Raw genomic sequence first — 18485 nt, forward strand, 5'->3', positions numbered from 1 at the left:
TTTAAATATGAGAGCGTTATCACTCAATCTTTTACGAATTGAAACGAAGGTTATCCGCAAAGCATATGATGAAGTGCCGGATGAACCGTATCATCCGGCATGACAGCTTAGCTAAAGAGGCGTGACAGCCAACTGCGTTTCGGCTGTGTGGTTTCGGGCGGAGGGGTTACAGGAACAGATCCCATTTCACCCAATCCTTGCTTAATACTTTGTCCGATTTCATACAGCGCATGACGTGTATCCGTCCCCTGAGCGATGAATCGCAGACGATGACCATTTTTTGCACCCAGCGAGACGACTTTCATCAAATTCTTGCCATCAACAGGTCCGATGGCGTTATCGAGATTTTCGATAGTCACGTGGCAGCTAAACTGCCTGATAAACTTCGTCAGCACAGCGCTTGGCCGGGCATGCAGCCCATGCGGGTTATGAATGACAAAAATGGCTTCTTCGCCTTTCTGTTCTTCTTGTGCCTGAACGTTATCCGTATCAACTTTTGTCAGAACGGCTAATACGTCGGTGGGCGTTTCGGCTTGTTGCAGAGCCTGCGGTATACCATCGTCACTTAATACCCGGGTTAGCTGGCGCAAAATATCAAGATGTTCATTAGAGCGTGCCGCGATGCCGATTACCATGTATGCAACGTTATCGTCTCCCCAGGGTACCCCCTGACGAAATACGATAACCTTTACGCCAGTATGCAGCACCGCGTCGCGAGTTTCCGGTGTTCCGTGGGGAATGGCGATACCGTTTCCGAGGTAAGTGGAGATCTGCGCTTCGCGATCCCGCATACCTTGCAGATACTCAGGCGTCGTTTTTCCAGCCGCCACCAGTAATGCTGAGACGCGCTGGAGTGCCGCCGATTTATCGACCTGATCATTGCTGATGAAGATGTCCTGCTCACAGAGTTGCATCTTGACCTCGTGCCTGAAGGGGGGTGTCTGAACCGACCGGCTGCTTGCGGTTGATCCACAATCTCCATGATCCCAGCATGATGGCGCCGCATGCGGAGCCTGCCAGTATGCACAGTACCCAGGCAATTGGCTTGCTGACCAATGGCAGGATCAGGAAGCCGCCATGTGGCGCGGGAACCTGAATATGCAGGCTGTAGCTGAGCACGGCTGAAATACTTGAAGCGATCATCATCATTGGGATAACGCGCAGTGGATCTTTAGCCGCAAAGGGAATCGCGCCTTCGGTGATGTGTGTGCCCCCCAGAATGTAGTTCACTATACCGGCTGCGCGTTCATCTTCGCTAAAACCTTTCGGGAAGAAGGTGGTTGCCAGCGCAATCACCAGCGGAGGAGTAATGCAGGCTGCGGAGACGCCTGCCATAAAGAAATAGTTCCCCTGACCGAGCAGCAGGGTGCCGGTAACATAAGCGGCTTTATTAACCGGACCGCCAAAGTCAAAGGAGCACATGGCGCCGACGACAATACCGAGCAGGATGGGGTTGGCTTCCTGTAGAGAGGCGAGCCAGTTCATCATCCCGTTATTAATGGCGGCAACGGGTTGGCCGAGCAATGTCATCAGGATACCAATCACCAGTACGCCAATCAGCGGCATAATGAAAATGGATTTCAGCCCTTCATATTGACGGGGTAAACCTTCGAGCCGATTTTTCACCCATAGCATCAGATAGCCGGCTGCAAATCCGGCAATGATACCGCCCAGAAAGCCTGCGCCGGTTGCATTTGCCAGCAACCCGCCAACGAAACCTGCCACCATGCCGGGTCTGCCGGAAATGGAGTAAGCGATGTAGGCTGTGAAGACGGGGACCATGATGGAGAAGGCCTGCTGCCCTATCTTCATCAGCATGGCGGCGATGGCGTTATATTCCGGTGAGTTGGGGTCGGCCGAATAAATGCCCCACAGAAAAGAAACCGCAATCAATATACCTCCCGCTACGACAAAGGGCAGCATATTGGATACTCCGCTCATCAGATGTTTATAAATCTGACGACCAAAAGATTCTTTTTCAATCTTTTCTTGCGACATCGCTTTGGTGCCTTTACGAATTGGTGCATCACCATTCAGAATCTTATTAATCAATTCTGTAGGATGATGTATCGCTTCTTTAACGGGAACTTCAATAACCGGCAAACCATTAAAACGATCGGGAGAAACATCTTTATCTGCGGCGATAATAACGCCTGCAATATCGATAAGATCAGAGGGCGCAATCGCATTTTCCACGCCACTGGCGCCGTTCGTTTCTACTTTTATTTCAATAGCCATTTTTTTTGCGGCATTTTTTAAAGCTTCTTCAGCCATAAACGTATGCGCAATACCAGTAGGGCAGCCGGTAACAGCAATAATTTTTTTCATAAGCAGACCTTTAGTTTATTTTTTGTCTACAACTTTCTGACCTGAGTGTGAGGAAGTAACGTTTCTATATTTGCAAGTTGACCCAACCCCGCAGAACCCGCCACATCGGCACCGGTTGCGCTGGCAAGGGATAAGGCATATTCCACTTCACCAGTGGTTAGCCAGTGACTTAAAAATGCGGCAAGCGAGGCATCACCGGCACAGGCGGAGCTAACCAGTTCGATAGTCGGGGCGCTGCAAAACCAGCAATCGACACCATTTGAGAAGTACATTCCTTTCGCGCCTAGCGTCAGTAAGACGTTTTGCGCACCGAGCGCGTGCAGTTCTCTAAGCGCATTTTTTGCCTGCACATCATTGGTCACGGCTAAACCGAAAATGGCGTACACTTCTTCATCGTTGGGTTTAATTAATAATGGCTTAAATTCCAGCAACTGACGCAAGGCTGAATGACTGATATCCAGGACAACCGCGATCGCTTTTTGCTGGCAAATCTGCATGATCTCTGCATACAAATTGCTTTCGATTCCCTGGGGTAAACTTCCGCTGATAATCAAATATTCGGCATCGGTCAGTCGCGAAATTTCGTTCAGTACCTGTTGCTTACAATCATCAGGAATAAAAGCCCCCGGATTAACAAGTTTATACTCCTGCTGACCATCATTAATAAAAATGTTGATCCGCGTAGGTTCATCCACCCATGCCGGTGAAACGCCAATTTTTTTATTGCGTAACGCCTCAACGATATAGCGACCGGTAAATCCGCCAAAGATACCTAAAATATGCGCAGGTTGTTGGAAATGATTTAAGACCAAAGCGACGTTGACACCTTTTCCGTTTGGGCAATATTCCGTGTGATGTGTGCGATTAACAACATTCGGCAATAAAGGATCGCTAAAAATATTCATATCAATCGCGGTATTGAGCGTTAGCGTGTAGATCACCGGTATTTCCTCACAGTTGCCCTTCGCAACCACAAACATGGATCACTTTACGCACGACTTCTTTCATCGCCTGCTTCGCTGGCTGCATGTAATACCGCGGATCGTTGGCTTTCGGGTTTTGCGTAAAGTACTGTTTTAAGGCGTCGGAGAAGGCGATTTTTAACTCTGTGGCGACGTTGACTTTACAGACGCCCAGGCTAATCGCTTTGCGGATATCGCTTTCCGGTAGCCCGGATGCGCCGTGCAGGACGAGCGGGATATCGACTTGTTCACGAATTTCCGCCAGGCGGTCAAAATCGAGTTTGGGCTCTGCGGCATATAATCCGTGCGCAGTACCGATAGCAACGGCCAGGGAATCAATACCGGTGCGGGCAACAAATTCACGTGCCTGTCGGGGATTGGTATACAGAGCATCTTTACTGTCGACGACCAGATCATCTTCCACTCCCCCAAGACGCCCGAGTTCTGCTTCAACGCTGGCATCATAGCGATGGCAGAAATCGACCACTTTCTTCACCAACGCCACATTTTCTTCAAAAGGGAAATGGGAGCCGTCGATCATGACAGAACGGATTCCAGCCTGAACTTTGCTTTCAATATCAGCCATGGCTTCATGGTGATCGAGATGAATTGCCAGCGGGAGGTTGTGCTCGCGGGCAAGGCAGCCAGCGATTGCGACAATATTTCCCGTGCCGGCGTAGCTGAAGGTGCCTGGCGTACCTGCCACGATCAACGGTGAATGCATCTCTGCTGCGGTTTCGATCACGATCTGCAGGGTTTCAAGGTTATGGATGTTAAAAGCAGGTACCGCATAGCCTCCGCGTTGCGCTTTCTGAAGCATATTTTTGCTGGAAATGATGAACATGGGTTTCTCCGTTATCTATAACTTTCGAAATTAAAGCGTAAAAATAAAATGACCTTCATTTTGAAAGTAATGTAACGATCATTGCTGAACATGAGTGTGATGTCCTGCACAAAAAATGGATATTTTTTATAAAATGAAAGTAATTTATTGGATATTTATTTTATTTTGTAAGTTAATGGAGGAAGTGGAGTATCAGTTAATTTATTGAAATCATTGATTTGTTTTGATTTTTTTAGGCGTTTGTGAAGGCTTCGCAATTGACATCACGCAGAGGAAATTTAAAAATGAAAGTTAACGCGCGGGAGAAACTCCTGACAGGTCAGAAAAAAAGGGTATGTTGTGGCAAAACCATCTACCAGCCTTTTGAAAAGGCGTCTGGACATTGCCGAAATCGTCCGCAAGAACGGTGAAATTAAAGTGGATGATTTGGCCGAAATGCTAGCGGTTTCGGGAGTGACGATCCGTAACGATCTCAATTACCTTGAACAACAGGGTTACCTGAAACGTTCCTTTGGTGGGGCGATTTATACGGCGCAACCGGTTAGCGCAAGCGTGAATCCGGATGTGGCGCATACACAACGTCTCGAAAAAAGCGTGGAACTGGAGCTGGCAAAACAGGTTGCGCGGCTGGTTACGGATGGTGACACGTTATTTCTTGGTGCCGGGAGCGTGCTGCGCAAAGCGCTGCCTTTTCTCGGTGATTACCGGGATCTGTGCCTGATAACCAATGATCTTGGGCATGTTGCTCCGGCCAGGGACTATATCGATGGTGAAATTGTGCTTCTGGGAGGCTCGCTCGACAGTACCGGGCAGTGTCTTGAAGGGGAGGTCGCCGTGCAAGCTATACAGCGGTTCCCGCTCTCTTGCTCCCTGATGATGATTGAGCACATCAGCGAAGACGGTACCCTGAATGTGGCTAGCGAGAGCGCGGCAATATTACTACAGGAATCTCTCCGGCACAGCCGCCAGTGCATTGCGGTGGTTGCTCAACGGCCCGCCTGGGGAGAGGCACGATATCCTGTGAGCAAACTGAATACACTCAGTGCGGTGATTACTCCACAGATTGTTGCGGCAGAATACCATTCGCGATTTCTTGCTGCCGGCTTAATGAACAGCTATACCAACAATGAATGTCTGACCTGGATAAATCCCGCCTTGCATCTGACAAGGTGAAGGACTACGCATGAATATTACTATTGCGACACTTGGTGAACTACTCGTCGAATTCCTGGCGAAAAAAGAGAATCAGGGTTTTTCTACACCTGGCGAATTTTGGGGACCTTATCCCAGCGGCGCCCCCGCTATTTTTGCCGACCAGGTGGCTAAACTGGGTTTTTGTTCACTGCTGTTCAGTTGCGTCGGGAACGATGCCTTCGGCGAAATGAATATTGCGCGACTGGCCCGTGATGGCGTTAATGTGAAGGGCATTTCTGTTTTACCTAATGCGACAACCGGCAGCGCATTTGTCAGTTACCGAACTCAGGCGCAGCGCGATTTTATCTTCAACATGCCCAATAGCGCCTGTGGTTTACTGAGCGCGGGGCATCTTGATGAGGAATTACTGCAACAATGTCATCACTTTCATATTATGGGCTCGTCGTTGTTTTCATTCCGTTTGATCGATGCGGTGCGCAAAGTTATTGGTATTGTTAAAGAAAATGGTGGCACGATTTCATTTGATCCCAATATTCGTAAAGAGATGCTGAATATCCGCGAAATGTCACAAGCTTTTGAATATATTCTGGATTACACAGATTTCTTTCTGCCGAGTGATGGAGAACTGGACTATTTTGGGCTCAGTAAATTTCGCGATGAAGACAAAATTGTCGGGAGTTTGCACCAGCGCGGGATCAGGCATGTCGTGGTGAAACGGGGTCCGCGTGGATCCAGCTACTACTCTGCGGACGAGCAGTATCACGTAGCCGGGTGTCCGGTGACGGTTGTTGATCCTACAGGCGCAGGGGATTGCTTTGGCGCCACCTTTGTCAGTTTGTTCCTCGCGGGATATTCGGTACCGGATGCGCTTGCCCATGCTAATGCCGCAGGCTCGCTGGCGATATCGCAACGTGGGCCAATGGAAGGCACCTCGACGTTAGCGCAAATTGAAGCATTACTGTCGCAGCAGTCAGGATAAAAAAGGTATGGCCTGAACCATACCTTTTCATTTCACAAGAAGAGCATCAGGTCACTGGCGCCGGGTTAAACACCGCCAGCTGGTTGTGTAGTCCCCATTGGTCGGAGAAGGTTTTTTTACGGCCGCTGGCGACATCAAGAATAAACTCGAACAGCTTCTGGCCGACGTCCTCAATGGTCTCTTCGCCTGTGGCGATGGTGCCCGCATTGATATCCATTAAGTCGTACCAGCGGTTTGCCAGTTCAGTACGGGTCGCCATCTTAATGACCGGCACGGCCATCAGGCCATATGGGGTGCCCCGACCGGTGGTGAACACTTGCACGGTGATCCCGGAAGCCACCTGTTGTGTGCCGCAGACAAAATCGCTGGCGGGTGTCGCAGCATAAATCAGACCGCGTTTGGTCGGACGCTGACCCGGAGAGAGCACCTCGACAATCGCGCTTTTGCCGGATTTCGCAATTGAGCCCAGCGCTTTTTCCACTACATTCGCCAGACCGCCCTTTTTGTTACCCGGAGAGGGGTTAGCGCTGCGGTCAGTTTTTCCCATATCGAGATAGTTATCGTACCAGGCCATCTCTTCCAGCAGACGTTTACCGACCTCTTCGTTGATGGTGCGAGGCGTCAGCAGATGAATAGCATCACGGACTTCGGTGACTTCAGAGAACATCACCGTGGCCCCGCAGCGTACCAACAGGTCAGAGGCATAGCCCACCGCCGGGTTTGCCGTCACGCCGGAAAACGCATCGCTGCCGCCGCACTGCATTCCGACGACCAGTTCAGAGGCCGGGCAGGTTTCGCGTTGGCGCAGGTTCAGCTTGGCCAGATGGCGCTCAGCAACCTGCAGGATATCATCGACCATGGAGCGAAAGCCCACGTGCTTCTCGTCCTGCAGGCTGACGATGCTGGCGCTATCTACCGGAATACTTTGCACATCGTCCGTGCCTTCCAGCAAACGTTCCGGCTGTAGTTTTTCACAGCCCAGGCCAATGACCATCACTTCACCGCCAAAGTTTGGGTTCAGTGAGATGTTATGGATGGTGCGGATAGGTACCACCGCAGCAGGGGCGTTAATCGCCACGCCGCAGCCGTACAGGTGGTTAAGTCCCACCACGCCATCGACGTTCGGGTATTTAGGCAACAGATCGCGCTCGATGATTTTGACGACGTAATCCACCACGCCCGCCACGCAGTGCACGCTGGTGGTGATGCCGAGCAGATTCTTGGTGCCCACGCTGCCATCGGCGTTGCGGTACCCTTCAAAGGTATAGCCTTCCAGCGGCGGCAGTGGTTCCGGTACTTTGGTCGCCAGCGGCAGGGTATTCAACGGCGGGGCTTTCGGCAGCTCAACCATGGATTCATCAATCCAGCTTCCACGCGGAATGTCGCGCACGGCGTAGCCGATCACTTCACCATAACGTACGATTTCGCCATGAACCGGAATATCCACCAGCGCGACTTTATGTCCCTGTGGAATATGCTCAATAAGCTCCAGTCCATCCGGGAAACGCGTCCCGGCTTTCAAACCATTGTCATTAACAATGATCGCCACATTATCTGTCTCGTGGACCTTTATATAAAATGCGCTCGGCGATTCTTGTCTGATTTCGATGTTGGCCATTGTCCAGTATTCTCCAGCCGGGGGTGATATTAATATAGAGGGTTCTACGAATCTGATTATTAAAATAAGGATGTCCTGTCGTGAAATAAGGATGTCAGGAGTTCAAAATTAAGAATGTGATCCAGATCACTCGTTATGGTGAAAGCCCTGCTATCAGGGGTAGTAAAGCGTAAATATGTGCATCAGCGCCCAGCGTTATGTGCATATGCTCAAGATATTATTTGTAATGGGCATTGTTAGTGAGCATCTGCATAATGCTTAATGCTTCCCGCCTGATTATACTGAATCACGAAATGAGTATCTGCATTAATTAATAAGCGATAGCGTCTGTCATCAATAAATAATAATAAATATGTCTGCTTAAGTCCCTGAGGTAAATAAAATGATCCTGGATACAGTTGAAGAAAAAAAGAAAGGTATGCATACACGCTATTTAATTCTGCTGATAATTTTTATTGTCACAGCGGTTAACTATGCGGACCGGGCGACGCTATCCATTGCCGGAACCGAAGTCGCCAAAGAGTTGCAACTGAGCGCCGTGTCAATGGGTTACATCTTCTCTGCATTTGGCTGGGCCTACCTGCTGATGCAAATCCCTGGCGGCTGGCTGCTCGATAAGTTTGGCTCGAAAAAAGTTTACACCTACAGCCTGTTCTTCTGGTCGTTGTTCACCTTCCTGCAAGGCTTCGTGGATATGTTCCCGCTGGCCTGGGCGGGAGTTTCGATGTTCTTTATGCGCTTTATGTTGGGTTTCTCGGAAGCGCCTTCGTTCCCGGCAAACGCCCGTATCGTCGCGGCCTGGTTCCCGACCAAAGAGCGTGGAACCGCGTCGGCCATCTTTAACTCTGCTCAGTATTTTTCACTGGCACTGTTCTCGCCGCTGCTGGGCTGGTTGACCTTTGCCTGGGGCTGGGAGCACGTCTTTACCGTGATGGGCGTCATCGGGTTTGTCCTGACGGCGCTGTGGGTCAAACTGATTCATAACCCCACTGACCATCCGCGGATGTCCGCAGAAGAGTTGAAGTTCATCTCTGAAAACGGTGCGGTCGTGGATATGGACCACAAAAAGCCTGGCAGCGCAGTGGCCAGTGGTCCGAAACTGCATTACATCAAGCAGTTATTGACCAACCGCATGATGCTCGGCGTGTTCTTCGGACAGTATTTCATCAACACCATCACCTGGTTCTTCCTGACCTGGTTCCCGATTTACCTGGTGCAGGAAAAAGGGATGTCGATCCTGAAAGTGGGTCTGGTGGCTTCGATTCCGGCACTGTGTGGTTTCGCCGGCGGCGTGCTGGGCGGTGTGTTCTCGGACTATCTGATTAAGCGCGGTTTTTCTATCACCGTTGCACGTAAGCTGCCAATTGTGCTGGGAATGCTGCTGGCCTCCACCATCATTCTGTGCAACTACACCGACAACACCGCGCTGGTGGTGACGCTGATGGCGCTGGCCTTCTTTGGTAAAGGATTTGGCGCTCTGGGCTGGCCGGTTATCTCGGATACCGCACCGAAAGAGATTGTTGGCCTGTGCGGCGGAGTATTTAACGTCTTTGGCAATGTGGCATCCATCGTAACGCCACTGGTTATCGGTTACCTGGTAAGTGAACTGCACTCCTTCAACGCTGCGCTGGTATTCGTTGGTTGTTCCGCGCTAATGGCAATGGTGTGCTACCTGTTTATTGTCGGTGACATTAAACGTATGGAACTGCAGAAATAATTAACGGTTAAGTGACAAGGTAAAAGTGATGAATAACGACATTTTCCCGAACAAGTTCAAAGCAGCGCTGGCTGCGCATCAGATTCAGATCGGCTGCTGGTCAGCGCTGGCAAGCCCAATCAGTACCGAAGTTTTAGGACTGGCGGGCTTCGACTGGCTGGTGCTGGATGGCGAACATGCGCCAAACGATGTCTCTACCTTTATTCCGCAGTTGATGGCGCTGAAAGGCAGTGCCAGTGCGCCGGTTGTGCGTGTACCAACCAATGAGCCGGTCATTATCAAGCGTCTGCTGGATATCGGTTTTTACAACTTCCTGATCCCGTTTGTTGAAACGGAAGAAGAAGCGGTGAATGCCGTCGCATCAACGCGCTATCCGCCAGAAGGGATCCGCGGGGTGTCTGTATCGCATCGCGCCAACATGTTTGGTACCGTCCCGGATTACTTCGCGCAGTCCAACAAGAACATCACCATCATTGTGCAGATTGAGAGCCAGCAGGGCGTGGATAACGTCGATGCTATCGCTGCCACCGAAGGCGTCGACGGCATTTTCGTTGGCCCAAGCGATCTGGCTGCGGCGTTAGGCCACCTCGGCAATGCGTCTCATCCTGAGGTGCAAAAAGCCATTCAGCACATCTTTGCCCGCGCGAAAGCGCACGGCAAGCCGAGCGGCATTCTGGCACCGGTTGATGCCGACGCACGTCGCTATCTGGAATGGGGCGCTACGTTTGTTGCCGTCGGTAGCGACCTGGGCGTGTTCCGTTCCGCCACGCAGAAGCTGGCTGACTCCTTTAAGAAATAACCACCACCGAAACAAGAGAGATTATTGATATGACTATGAAAGTTGGTTTTATTGGCCTGGGTATCATGGGTAAACCAATGAGTAAAAACCTCCTGAAAGCAGGTTACTCGCTGGTGGTTTCTGACCGTAATCCTGAAGCGATCGCTGACGTTATCGCGGCAGGCGCAGAAACCGCTCCTAACGCTAAAGCGATTGCTGAGCAGTGTGATGTCATCATCACCATGCTGCCGAACTCTCCGCATGTGAAAGAGGTTGCGCTGGGCGAAGGCGGCATTATCGAAGGGGCAAAACCGGGCACAGTGCTGATCGATATGAGTTCTATCGCGCCGCTGGCGAGCCGTGAAATCAGCGACGCGCTGAAAGCCAAGGGCATCGATATGCTGGACGCGCCGGTGAGTGGCGGTGAACCAAAGGCTATCGACGGCACGCTGTCGGTGATGGTTGGCGGCGACAAGGCGATTTTCGATAAGTACTACCCCCTGCTGAAAGCCATGGCGGGTTCCGTTGTTCATACCGGTGACATCGGTGCGGGTAACGTCACCAAGCTGGCAAACCAGGTGATTGTGGCGCTGAACATTGCGGCGATGTCCGAAGCGCTGACGCTGGCAACCAAAGCCGGTGTGAATCCGGATCTGGTCTATCAGGCGATCCGTGGCGGCCTGGCGGGCAGTACCGTACTGGATGCGAAAGCGCCGATGGTGATGGACCGTAACTTCAAGCCAGGTTTCCGTATCGACCTGCACATTAAAGATCTGGCTAACGCGCTGGATACGTCTCACGGTGTTGGTGCTCAGCTTCCGCTGACTGCGGCAGTCATGGAGATGATGCAGGCGCTGCGTGCTGACGGCCTGGGAACCGCCGACCACAGTGCGCTGGCGTGCTATTACGAAAAACTGGCGAAAGTGGAAGTCACTCGCTAATGACCTTGTGCCCGGATGGCGCGTCGCGATCCGGGCCTGGATTGTAGGCCGGATAAGTAAAACGCCATCCGGCGTTGTGCAGTAACAGGCGATCATCATGAAAATCGTAATTGCCCCAGACTCTTATAAAGAAAGCCTTTCTGCTACTGAGGTAGCGCAGGCGATAGAAAAAGGATTTCGGGAAATTTTCCCCGATGCGCAGTATGTTTCCGTTCCGGTCGCCGATGGTGGTGAGGGGACGGTTGAAGCCATGATTGCCGCCACGCACGGTTCTGCACATTCCGCTTTGGTGACCGGACCGCTGGGTGAAAAAGTGAATGCCAGCTGGGGCATGTCAGGCGATGGAAAGACCGCATTTATTGAAATGGCGGCAGCCAGCGGACTGGCGCTGGTTCCCCCCGATAAACGTAACCCACTGATCACCACTTCGCGCGGCACCGGGGAGCTTATTTTGCAGGCGCTGGACAGTGGGGCGAGCAATATTATTATCGGCATTGGCGGGAGCGCGACCAATGATGGTGGAGCCGGGATGGTTCAGGCGCTGGGGGCGAAGTTGTGCGATGCCAACGGAACTGAAATGGGCTACGGTGGCGGCAGCCTGAATAGTCTCAACACCATTGATGTGTCTGGTCTGGATCCGCGCATAAAAGACTGTGCTATCCGCGTCGCTTGTGACGTGACTAATCCGCTGGTGGGCGAGCTGGGCGCCTCGCGGATCTTTGGTCCGCAAAAAGGGGCGACGGAGGCGTTGATCCTCGAACTGGACCGCAATCTGGCTCACTACGCAGACATCATTAAAAAATCGCTGGGTGTGGATGTGAAAAACGTGCCTGGCGCAGGCGCGGCAGGTGGCATGGGGGCGGCGCTGATGGCATTCCTCGGCGCGGAGCTGAAAAGCGGGATTGAGATAGTCACTCAGGCGCTCAATCTGGAAGAACATATTCACGACTGTACGCTGGTTGTTACTGGTGAAGGGCGCATCGACAGCCAGAGCATTCACGGCAAAGTGCCGGTTGGCGTGGCGAACGTAGCGAAGAAATACCACAAGCCGGTGATTGGTATTGCGGGCAGTCTGACGCGGGATGTTGGCGTGGTGCATCAATATGGGATCGATGCCGTGTTCAGCGTATTAACCAGTATTGGTACTCTGGAAGAGGCTTTTCGCGGCGCATTTGACAACATTTACCGGGCATCGCGAAACATTGCGGCGACGCTGGCAGTGGGAATGCGCAGTGCGGGGTGACAAGGGCGTGCAAACCCTCTATACTGCGCGCCGAAGCTGACCAGACAGTCGCCGCTTCGTCGTCGTCCCTTTCGAGGGAGACAGGCGGAGGGGAGGAAAGTCCGGGCTCCATAGGGCAGGGTGCCAGGTAACGCCTGGGGGGGAAACCCACGACCAGTGCAACAGAGAGCAAACCGCCGATGGCCCACGCAAGTGGGATCAGGTAAGGGTGAAAGGGTGCGGTAAGAGCGCACCGCGCGGCTGGTAACAGTCCGTGGCACGGTAAACTCCACCCGGAGCAAGGCCAAATAGGGGTTCATAAGGTACGGCCCGTACTGAACCCGGGTAGGCTGCTTGAGCCAGTGAGCGATTGCTGGCCTAGATGAATGACTGTCCACGACAGAACCCGGCTTATCGGTCAGCTTCACCTCATAATGTATAAACCCGCTTCGGCGGGTTTTTGCTTTTACAGGCTGCAACAACGCTGTTGCCTGATGGCGCTTCGCTTATCAGGCCTACGAACGTCGACCCCGCTCCTGTAGGCCGGATACGATTCGACAGCTGTTGCCTGATGGCGCTTCGCTTATCAGGCCTACGAATGTCGACCCCGCTCCTGTAGCTCCTGTAGGCCGGATAAGATGCGATAGCATCGCCATCCGGCATGGTTTTGAGTTGCTCACAAATAAGAGATTTCTGGTTCTGTGAGCAGCAACACAAAACGCTGCCAGTGGTTAGTTTGTCGGGAGAAATGAAAAGCAAACGTTCTCTTAGATAAAATTACACTCTGTAAAAGTGAAAAATGTCAGTGTTAATGCATTGTTGTAAATGATAACTATTTGTATGCTTATATTTAATTAATGATAAATTCAATGTTTCTTTATAAACAAATAAGGCAAAAAAACGTGATGTATAACGTTATTTATCTCAACTTATGTCCTGAGTATAATTATATTTGATAAATTACTTATTAAATTTAATGAACAATTTGGCCATTAACTGCTCGATAATTGCTTGAAATATCGTCATTCCTCATTTTTAAACCTGAGGTGAAAATAACGTGTGTTATCGCCATAAAATATTGTTATCCCCCCCTCTTTTTTTGACAAAAATCAGACTAAAGTGACATGGTATTTATGTAATCAATTGAATTCAAACAAGTTATTTATTTTATAATAACCCCTTTAAATATAGGTGAAGGCAATTTGTGAGTAGTCGCACATATCCTGCTTCACGTAATTTGTTACACTTCACGCCGTCAACAAAGTTATTAACGCAGGTCGATATGAATACGTTTGCTCTCCCAAAAACACAGCAGTTGGTGGTCTTTCAGGAAGTAATCAGAAGCGGTTCTATCGGTTCTGCGGCAAAAGAATTAGGGTTAACTCAGCCGGCTGTCAGTAAAATCATTAACGATATTGAAGCTTATTTCGGCGTTGAGTTGGTGGTACGTAAAAATACCGGTGTCACCTTAACCCATGCCGGGCAGGTTTTACTTTCCTGGTCCGAATCCATCACCCGTGAGATGAAAAACATGGTGAATGAGATGAACAGCATGACCGACAACACGGTGGTTGATATCTCATTCGGGTTTCCTTCGCTGATTGGTTTTACCTTTATGTCCGATATGATCCAGAAGTTTAAAGAGGTCTACCCAAAATCGCAGGTCTCCATGTATGAGGCGCAACTCTCCTCATTCCTGCCAGCGATCCGCGACGGGAGACTGGACTTCGCGATTGGTACGCTCAGCGACGAAATGAAATTGCAGGATCTGCACGTCGAGCCGCTCTTTGAGTCGGAGTTCGTGCTGGTGGCGAATAAGTCCCGAACATGCACCGGCACCACCACACTGGAATCGTTGCAGAACGAACAGTGGGTGTTGCCACAAACGAATATGGGCTACTACAGCGAACTCCTCACCACCCTGCAAAGAAATGGCATCAGCATTGAAAACATCGTTAAAACTGACTCTGTTGTGACCATTTATAATCTTGTTCTCAATGCTGATTTTCTGACAGTGATTCCGTGCGATATGGCCGCACCTTTTGGTTCAAACCAGTTTATTACTCTCCCTGTAGAAGAATCGTTACCCATTGCGCGCTATGCCGCAATATGGTCAAAAAACTATCGTATTAAAAAAGCTGCTTCTGTTTTGGTTGAATTAGCCAAAGAATATTCATCTTATAAAGGTTGCAGGCGAAAGCAATTAATTGAAATCAACTAACCGATTAAATTTAATTTAATCCTTTATTCATACCATCGATCTTAATATCAGACGTTGGTTACGGCTATCTATTACTTTACTATCAGGTAAGAGGTTACAATGCACATTACTTACGATCTCCCGGTTGCCATTGAAGATATCCTCGAAGCAAAAAAAAGACTGGCGGGGAAAATATATAAAACAGGCATGCCTCGCTCAAACTATTTTAGTGAGCGGTGCAAAGGGGAAATATTCCTTAAATTTGAAAACATGCAGCGTACCGGTTCATTTAAAATTCGTGGCGCATTTAACAAACTCAGCTCATTGACGGATGCAGAAAAACGCAAAGGCGTTGTCGCCTGTTCAGCGGGTAACCACGCACAAGGGGTTTCCCTCTCCTGCGCAATGCTGGGTATTGATGGCAAAGTGGTGATGCCAAAAGGCGCGCCGAAGTCGAAAGTGGCCGCCACCTGCGATTACTCTGCGGAAGTGGTGCTGCACGGCGACAACTTCAACGATACCATCGCCAAGGTCAGTGAGATTGTCGAAATGGAAGGGCGTATTTTTATTCCGCCATATGACGATCCGAAAGTCATTGCCGGCCAGGGCACTATCGGTCTGGAAATTATGGAAGACCTGTATGACGTCGATAACGTGATTGTTCCTATCGGCGGCGGCGGTTTAATTGCAGGTATTGCTATCGCCATTAAATCAATTAACCCGACCATTAAAGTGATTGGCGTGCAGTCCGAAAACGTGCACGGCATGGCGGCGTCTTATCAGGCTGGAGAAATAACCACGCACCGAACGACCGGCACCCTGGCGGATGGTTGTGATGTTTCCCGCCCGGGTAATTTAACCTACGAAATTGTGCGTGAATTAGTGGATGACATTGTCCTGGTCAGCGAAGACGAAATTCGCAACAGCATGATTGCTTTAATTCAACGTAATAAAGTGGTGACCGAAGGTGCAGGTGCACTGGCATGTGCTGCTTTATTAAGTGGGAAATTAGATGGTTATATCCAGAACAGAAAAACGGTCAGCATCATTTCTGGCGGAAATATCGATCTTTCTCGTGTATCGCAAATTACGGGTTTAGCTGACGCGTAAATCCGGCTATTAATCTCTTCGTTGAGGATAGGATATGAGTACTACTGACAGCATTGTATCCAGCCAGACAAAACAGTCGTCCTGGCGTAAATCGGACACCACCTGGACACTGGGTTTATTTGGTACTGCCATCGGCGCCGGGGTGTTGTTCTTCCCCATCCGCGCAGGATTTGGCGGCTTAATCCCCATTCTTTTGATGTTGGTACTGGCGTACCCCATCGCCTTTTATTGCCACCGCGCGCTGGCGCGTCTGTGTCTGTCCGGGTCAAACCCGTCTGGCAACATCACGGAAACGGTAGAAGAGCACTTTGGTAAGACGGGCGGCGTGGTTATCACGTTCCTCTATTTCTTCGCGATTTGTCCGCTGCTGTGGATTTATGGCGTCACCATTACCAACACGTTTATGACGTTCTGGGAAAACCAGTTGCAGATGCCAGCGCTGAACCGCGGCTTTGTGGCCCTGTTCCTGCTGCTGCTGATGGCGTTCGTTATCTGGTTTGGTAAGGATCTGATGGTTAAAGTGATGAGCTACCTGGTATGGCCGTTCATTGCCAGCCTGGTGCTGATCTCGCTGTCGCTGATCCCTTACTGGAACTCTGCGGTGATCGATCAGGTCGATATCAGCAATATCGCGTTAACCGGTCACGATGGCATTCTGGTCACCGTGTGGCTGGGGATCTCCATCATGGTGTTCTCATTCAACTTCTCGCCGATCGTCTCGTCTTTCGTGGTCTCTAAACGTGAAGAGTACGAGAAAGATTTTGGTCGTGAATACACCGAGCAGAAATGTTCTCAGATCATTTCTCGCGCCAGCATGCTGATGGTGGCCGTGGTCATGTTCTTCGCCTTTAGCTGCCTGTTCACGCTCTCTCCGGCAAATATGGCGGATGCGAAAGCGCAAAACATTCCGGTACTGTCTTATCTGGCAAACCATTTCGCGTCCCTGTCCGGTACGAAATCGACTTTTGCCACTGTGCTGGAATATGGCGCGTCCATTATTGCGCTGGTTGCCATCTTTAAATCCTTCTTCGGTCACTATCTGGGAACGCTGGAAGGGCTGAACGGTCTGGTGCTGAAGTTCGGTTATAAAGGCGATAAAACGAAGGTGTCCTCTGGCAAGCTCAACACCATCAGCATGATCTTCATCATGGGGTCCACCTGGGTTGTTGCCTACGCCAACCCGAACATTCTGGACCTGATTGAAGCGATGGGTGCACCGATTATTGCTTCACTGCTGTGCCTGCTGCCGATGTATGCCATTCGTAAGGCACCGTCGCTGGCGAAATACCGTGGTCGTCTGGATAACGTGTTTGTCACCATCATTGGTCTGCTGACCATTCTGAATATCGTGTACAAACTGTTTTAATCCTTAAGCTCAGGATGAGCGGAGTAGTGAAATGAATGAGTTTCCGATAGTTCTGGTCATTAATTGTGGATCGTCTTCAATTAAGTTTTCAGTACTGGATGCAAATAACTGCGATGTATTAATGGCAGGCATTGCGGATGGTATTAATTCGGAAAATGCGTTCTTATCTGTAAATGGAGGTGAGCCAGTCACACTGGCTCACCACAGCTACGAAGGCGCATTAAAGGCGATTGCTTTTGAACTGGAAAAACGTAATTTAAATGACAGCGTGGCCTTAATTGGCCACCGCATTGCTCACGGTGGAAATATCTTTACCGAGTCAGCCATTATTACCGATGAGGTGATTGACAATATTCGCCGTGTTTCACCATTGGCACCGTTACATAATTACGCGAACCTGAGCGGGATTGAATCCGCACAGCATCTGTTCCCCGGCGTCACACAGGTGGCGGTATTTGATACCAGCTTCCACCAGACCATGCCGCCAGAGGCTTATCTGTATGGTCTGCCGTGGAAGTATTTCGAAGAACTGGGCGTGCGGCGCTATGGTTTTCACGGAACGTCGCACCGCTATGTTTCTCAACGTGCCCATGAACTGCTAACGCTGCCCGAACAGGACTCTGGCCTGGTGATTGCCCACCTCGGCAACGGTGCGTCAATTTGCGCCGTCCGTAATGGACACAGCGTCGACACCTCTATGGGGATGACGCCACTGGAAGGGCTGATGATGGGCACACGCAGCGGCGACGTGGACTTCGGCGCGATGGCGTGGGTAGCCAGTGAAACCCATCAGACTCTGAGCGATCTGGAGCGGGTAGTGAATAAAGAGTCCGGTTTGCTTGGGATTTCTGGTCTGTCGTCTGACCTGCGGGTGTTGGAAAAAGCCTGGCATGAAGGGCATGAGCGCGCACAACTGGCGATTAAAACCTTTGTTCACCGAATTGCCCGTCATATTGCCGGTCATGCTGCCTCGTTACATCGTCTGGATGGCATTATTTTTACCGGCGGTATTGGTGAGAACTCGGTATTAATTCGTCGCCTGGTGGTTGAACATCTGGCGGTACTGGGGGTGAATATTGACAGCGACCGAAATAACCTGTCGAATTCTCATGGCGAACGCATTATTTCCACCCGTGATGCCCAGGTTAATTGCGCCGTGATCCCGACGAACGAAGAAAAAATGATTGCGCTCGATGCGATTCAATTAGGCCGCATTAATGCAGCCATGGAATACGCCTAATTTATTTGTAGTTCTGTAGAGAGAT

Annotated in this window: 15 protein-coding genes and 1 other RNA gene; 11 read left to right on the top strand and 5 right to left on the bottom strand. The window is 50.5% G+C overall.

The features are described 5' to 3' along the window. Positions 1 to 107: 107 nt before the first annotated feature. From QQZ17_RS05485 to QQZ17_RS05500, 4 genes are read right to left on the bottom strand one after another with little or no spacing between them, the layout of a single operon-like run. Positions 108 to 914: an HPr family phosphocarrier protein gene (locus tag QQZ17_RS05485; RefSeq protein ID WP_152406110.1), complete on the bottom strand. Its 807-nt coding sequence runs from the start codon at positions 912 to 914 to the stop codon at positions 108 to 110. Then, the gene (locus QQZ17_RS05490) at positions 901 to 2328 is read right to left on the bottom strand and encodes a PTS fructose transporter subunit IIC (RefSeq protein WP_152406109.1); all 1428 of its coding nucleotides are present in this window, start codon (positions 2326 to 2328) and stop codon (positions 901 to 903) included. Before QQZ17_RS05490 ends, QQZ17_RS05485 begins: the two co-directional genes overlap by 14 nt. A gap of 26 nt (positions 2329 to 2354) precedes the next feature. Beyond that, positions 2355 to 3269, bottom strand: a complete 915-nt coding sequence (gene pfkB, locus QQZ17_RS05495; RefSeq protein WP_284554114.1) for a 1-phosphofructokinase — start codon at positions 3267 to 3269, stop codon at positions 2355 to 2357. Positions 3270 to 3279: 10 nt separating this feature from the next. Beyond that, positions 3280 to 4134: a tagatose bisphosphate family class II aldolase gene (locus QQZ17_RS05500; RefSeq protein WP_152406108.1), complete on the bottom strand. Its 855-nt coding sequence runs from the start codon at positions 4132 to 4134 to the stop codon at positions 3280 to 3282. A gap of 339 nt (positions 4135 to 4473) precedes the next feature. On the opposite strand from QQZ17_RS05500, the gene QQZ17_RS05505 reads away from it, so the two are divergent. Together QQZ17_RS05505 and QQZ17_RS05510 are read left to right on the top strand one after the other, a co-directional pair. Further along, complete coding sequence (locus QQZ17_RS05505; RefSeq protein ID WP_152406107.1) at positions 4474 to 5307, top strand: DeoR/GlpR family DNA-binding transcription regulator; 834 nt, start codon at positions 4474 to 4476, stop codon at positions 5305 to 5307. A 10-nt stretch (positions 5308 to 5317) separates the two neighbouring features. Beyond that, complete coding sequence (locus QQZ17_RS05510; RefSeq protein WP_152406106.1) at positions 5318 to 6268, top strand: sugar kinase; 951 nt, start codon at positions 5318 to 5320, stop codon at positions 6266 to 6268. Positions 6269 to 6314: 46 nt separating this feature from the next. Here QQZ17_RS05510 and garD read toward each other — a convergent pair whose 3' ends face one another. Next, on the bottom strand, positions 6315 to 7886 hold the full coding sequence (gene garD, locus QQZ17_RS05515; protein WP_152406105.1) for a galactarate dehydratase: 1572 nt from the start codon (positions 7884 to 7886) through the stop codon (positions 6315 to 6317). A 382-nt stretch (positions 7887 to 8268) separates the two neighbouring features. Here garD and garP point away from each other — a divergent pair, with 382 nt between their 5' ends. The 9 genes from garP (at position 8269) to tdcD (ending at position 18460) form a co-directional block, all read left to right on the top strand. Then, entirely contained in the window at positions 8269 to 9603 is a 1335-nt protein-coding gene (gene garP, locus QQZ17_RS05520; RefSeq protein WP_152406104.1) for a galactarate/glucarate/glycerate transporter GarP, read from the top strand. Between the two features lie 28 nt (positions 9604 to 9631). After that, positions 9632 to 10402: a 2-dehydro-3-deoxyglucarate aldolase gene (gene garL, locus QQZ17_RS05525; RefSeq protein WP_046487582.1), complete on the top strand. Its 771-nt coding sequence runs from the start codon at positions 9632 to 9634 to the stop codon at positions 10400 to 10402. 29 nt (positions 10403 to 10431) lie between these two features. Next, positions 10432 to 11322: a 2-hydroxy-3-oxopropionate reductase gene (garR, locus tag QQZ17_RS05530; protein ID WP_152406103.1), complete on the top strand. Its 891-nt coding sequence runs from the start codon at positions 10432 to 10434 to the stop codon at positions 11320 to 11322. 97 nt (positions 11323 to 11419) lie between these two features. Beyond that, complete coding sequence (gene garK, locus QQZ17_RS05535) at positions 11420 to 12565, top strand: glycerate 2-kinase (protein ID WP_152406102.1); 1146 nt, start codon at positions 11420 to 11422, stop codon at positions 12563 to 12565. Between the two features lie 32 nt (positions 12566 to 12597). After that, positions 12598 to 12974, top strand: an RNA gene (rnpB, locus tag QQZ17_RS05540) — RNase P RNA component class A. A gap of 852 nt (positions 12975 to 13826) precedes the next feature. Beyond that, positions 13827 to 14765 (top strand): transcriptional regulator TdcA, encoded by a 939-nt coding sequence (tdcA, locus tag QQZ17_RS05545; RefSeq protein ID WP_042325209.1) that lies wholly within the window; start codon positions 13827 to 13829, stop codon positions 14763 to 14765. Between the two features lie 99 nt (positions 14766 to 14864). After that, on the top strand, positions 14865 to 15854 hold the full coding sequence (gene tdcB / locus QQZ17_RS05550) for a bifunctional threonine ammonia-lyase/L-serine ammonia-lyase TdcB (RefSeq protein ID WP_152406101.1): 990 nt from the start codon (positions 14865 to 14867) through the stop codon (positions 15852 to 15854). Positions 15855 to 15888: 34 nt separating this feature from the next. After that, positions 15889 to 17220, top strand: coding sequence for a threonine/serine transporter TdcC (gene tdcC, locus QQZ17_RS05555; protein ID WP_152406100.1), 1332 nt, complete (start codon positions 15889 to 15891; stop codon positions 17218 to 17220). 31 nt (positions 17221 to 17251) lie between these two features. After that, positions 17252 to 18460: a propionate kinase gene (gene tdcD, locus QQZ17_RS05560; protein ID WP_152406099.1), complete on the top strand. Its 1209-nt coding sequence runs from the start codon at positions 17252 to 17254 to the stop codon at positions 18458 to 18460. Positions 18461 to 18485: the final 25 nt, after the last annotated feature.

The sequence above is a fragment of the Citrobacter sp. T1.2D-1 genome (genome assembly GCF_950098555.1).
Lineage (GTDB): Bacteria > Pseudomonadota > Gammaproteobacteria > Enterobacterales > Enterobacteriaceae > Citrobacter_A > Citrobacter_A telavivensis.

Coding starts and splice junctions, on each gene's coding strand:
- QQZ17_RS05485 (WP_152406110.1), bottom strand. CDS start 914: ATGCAACTCTGTGAGCAGGACATCTTCATCAGCAATGATCAGGTCGAT.
- QQZ17_RS05490 (WP_152406109.1), bottom strand. CDS start 2,328: ATGAAAAAAATTATTGCTGTTACCGGCTGCCCTACTGGTATTGCGCAT.
- QQZ17_RS05500 (WP_152406108.1), bottom strand. CDS start 4,134: ATGTTCATCATTTCCAGCAAAAATATGCTTCAGAAAGCGCAACGCGGA.
- QQZ17_RS05510 (WP_152406106.1), top strand. CDS start 5,318: ATGAATATTACTATTGCGACACTTGGTGAACTACTCGTCGAATTCCTG.
- garD (WP_152406105.1), bottom strand. CDS start 7,886: ATGGCCAACATCGAAATCAGACAAGAATCGCCGAGCGCATTTTATATA.
- garP (WP_152406104.1), top strand. CDS start 8,269: ATGATCCTGGATACAGTTGAAGAAAAAAAGAAAGGTATGCATACACGC.
- garL (WP_046487582.1), top strand. CDS start 9,632: ATGAATAACGACATTTTCCCGAACAAGTTCAAAGCAGCGCTGGCTGCG.
- garR (WP_152406103.1), top strand. CDS start 10,432: ATGACTATGAAAGTTGGTTTTATTGGCCTGGGTATCATGGGTAAACCA.
- garK (WP_152406102.1), top strand. CDS start 11,420: ATGAAAATCGTAATTGCCCCAGACTCTTATAAAGAAAGCCTTTCTGCT.
- tdcA (WP_042325209.1), top strand. CDS start 13,827: ATGAATACGTTTGCTCTCCCAAAAACACAGCAGTTGGTGGTCTTTCAG.
- tdcB (WP_152406101.1), top strand. CDS start 14,865: ATGCACATTACTTACGATCTCCCGGTTGCCATTGAAGATATCCTCGAA.
- tdcC (WP_152406100.1), top strand. CDS start 15,889: ATGAGTACTACTGACAGCATTGTATCCAGCCAGACAAAACAGTCGTCC.
- tdcD (WP_152406099.1), top strand. CDS start 17,252: ATGAATGAGTTTCCGATAGTTCTGGTCATTAATTGTGGATCGTCTTCA.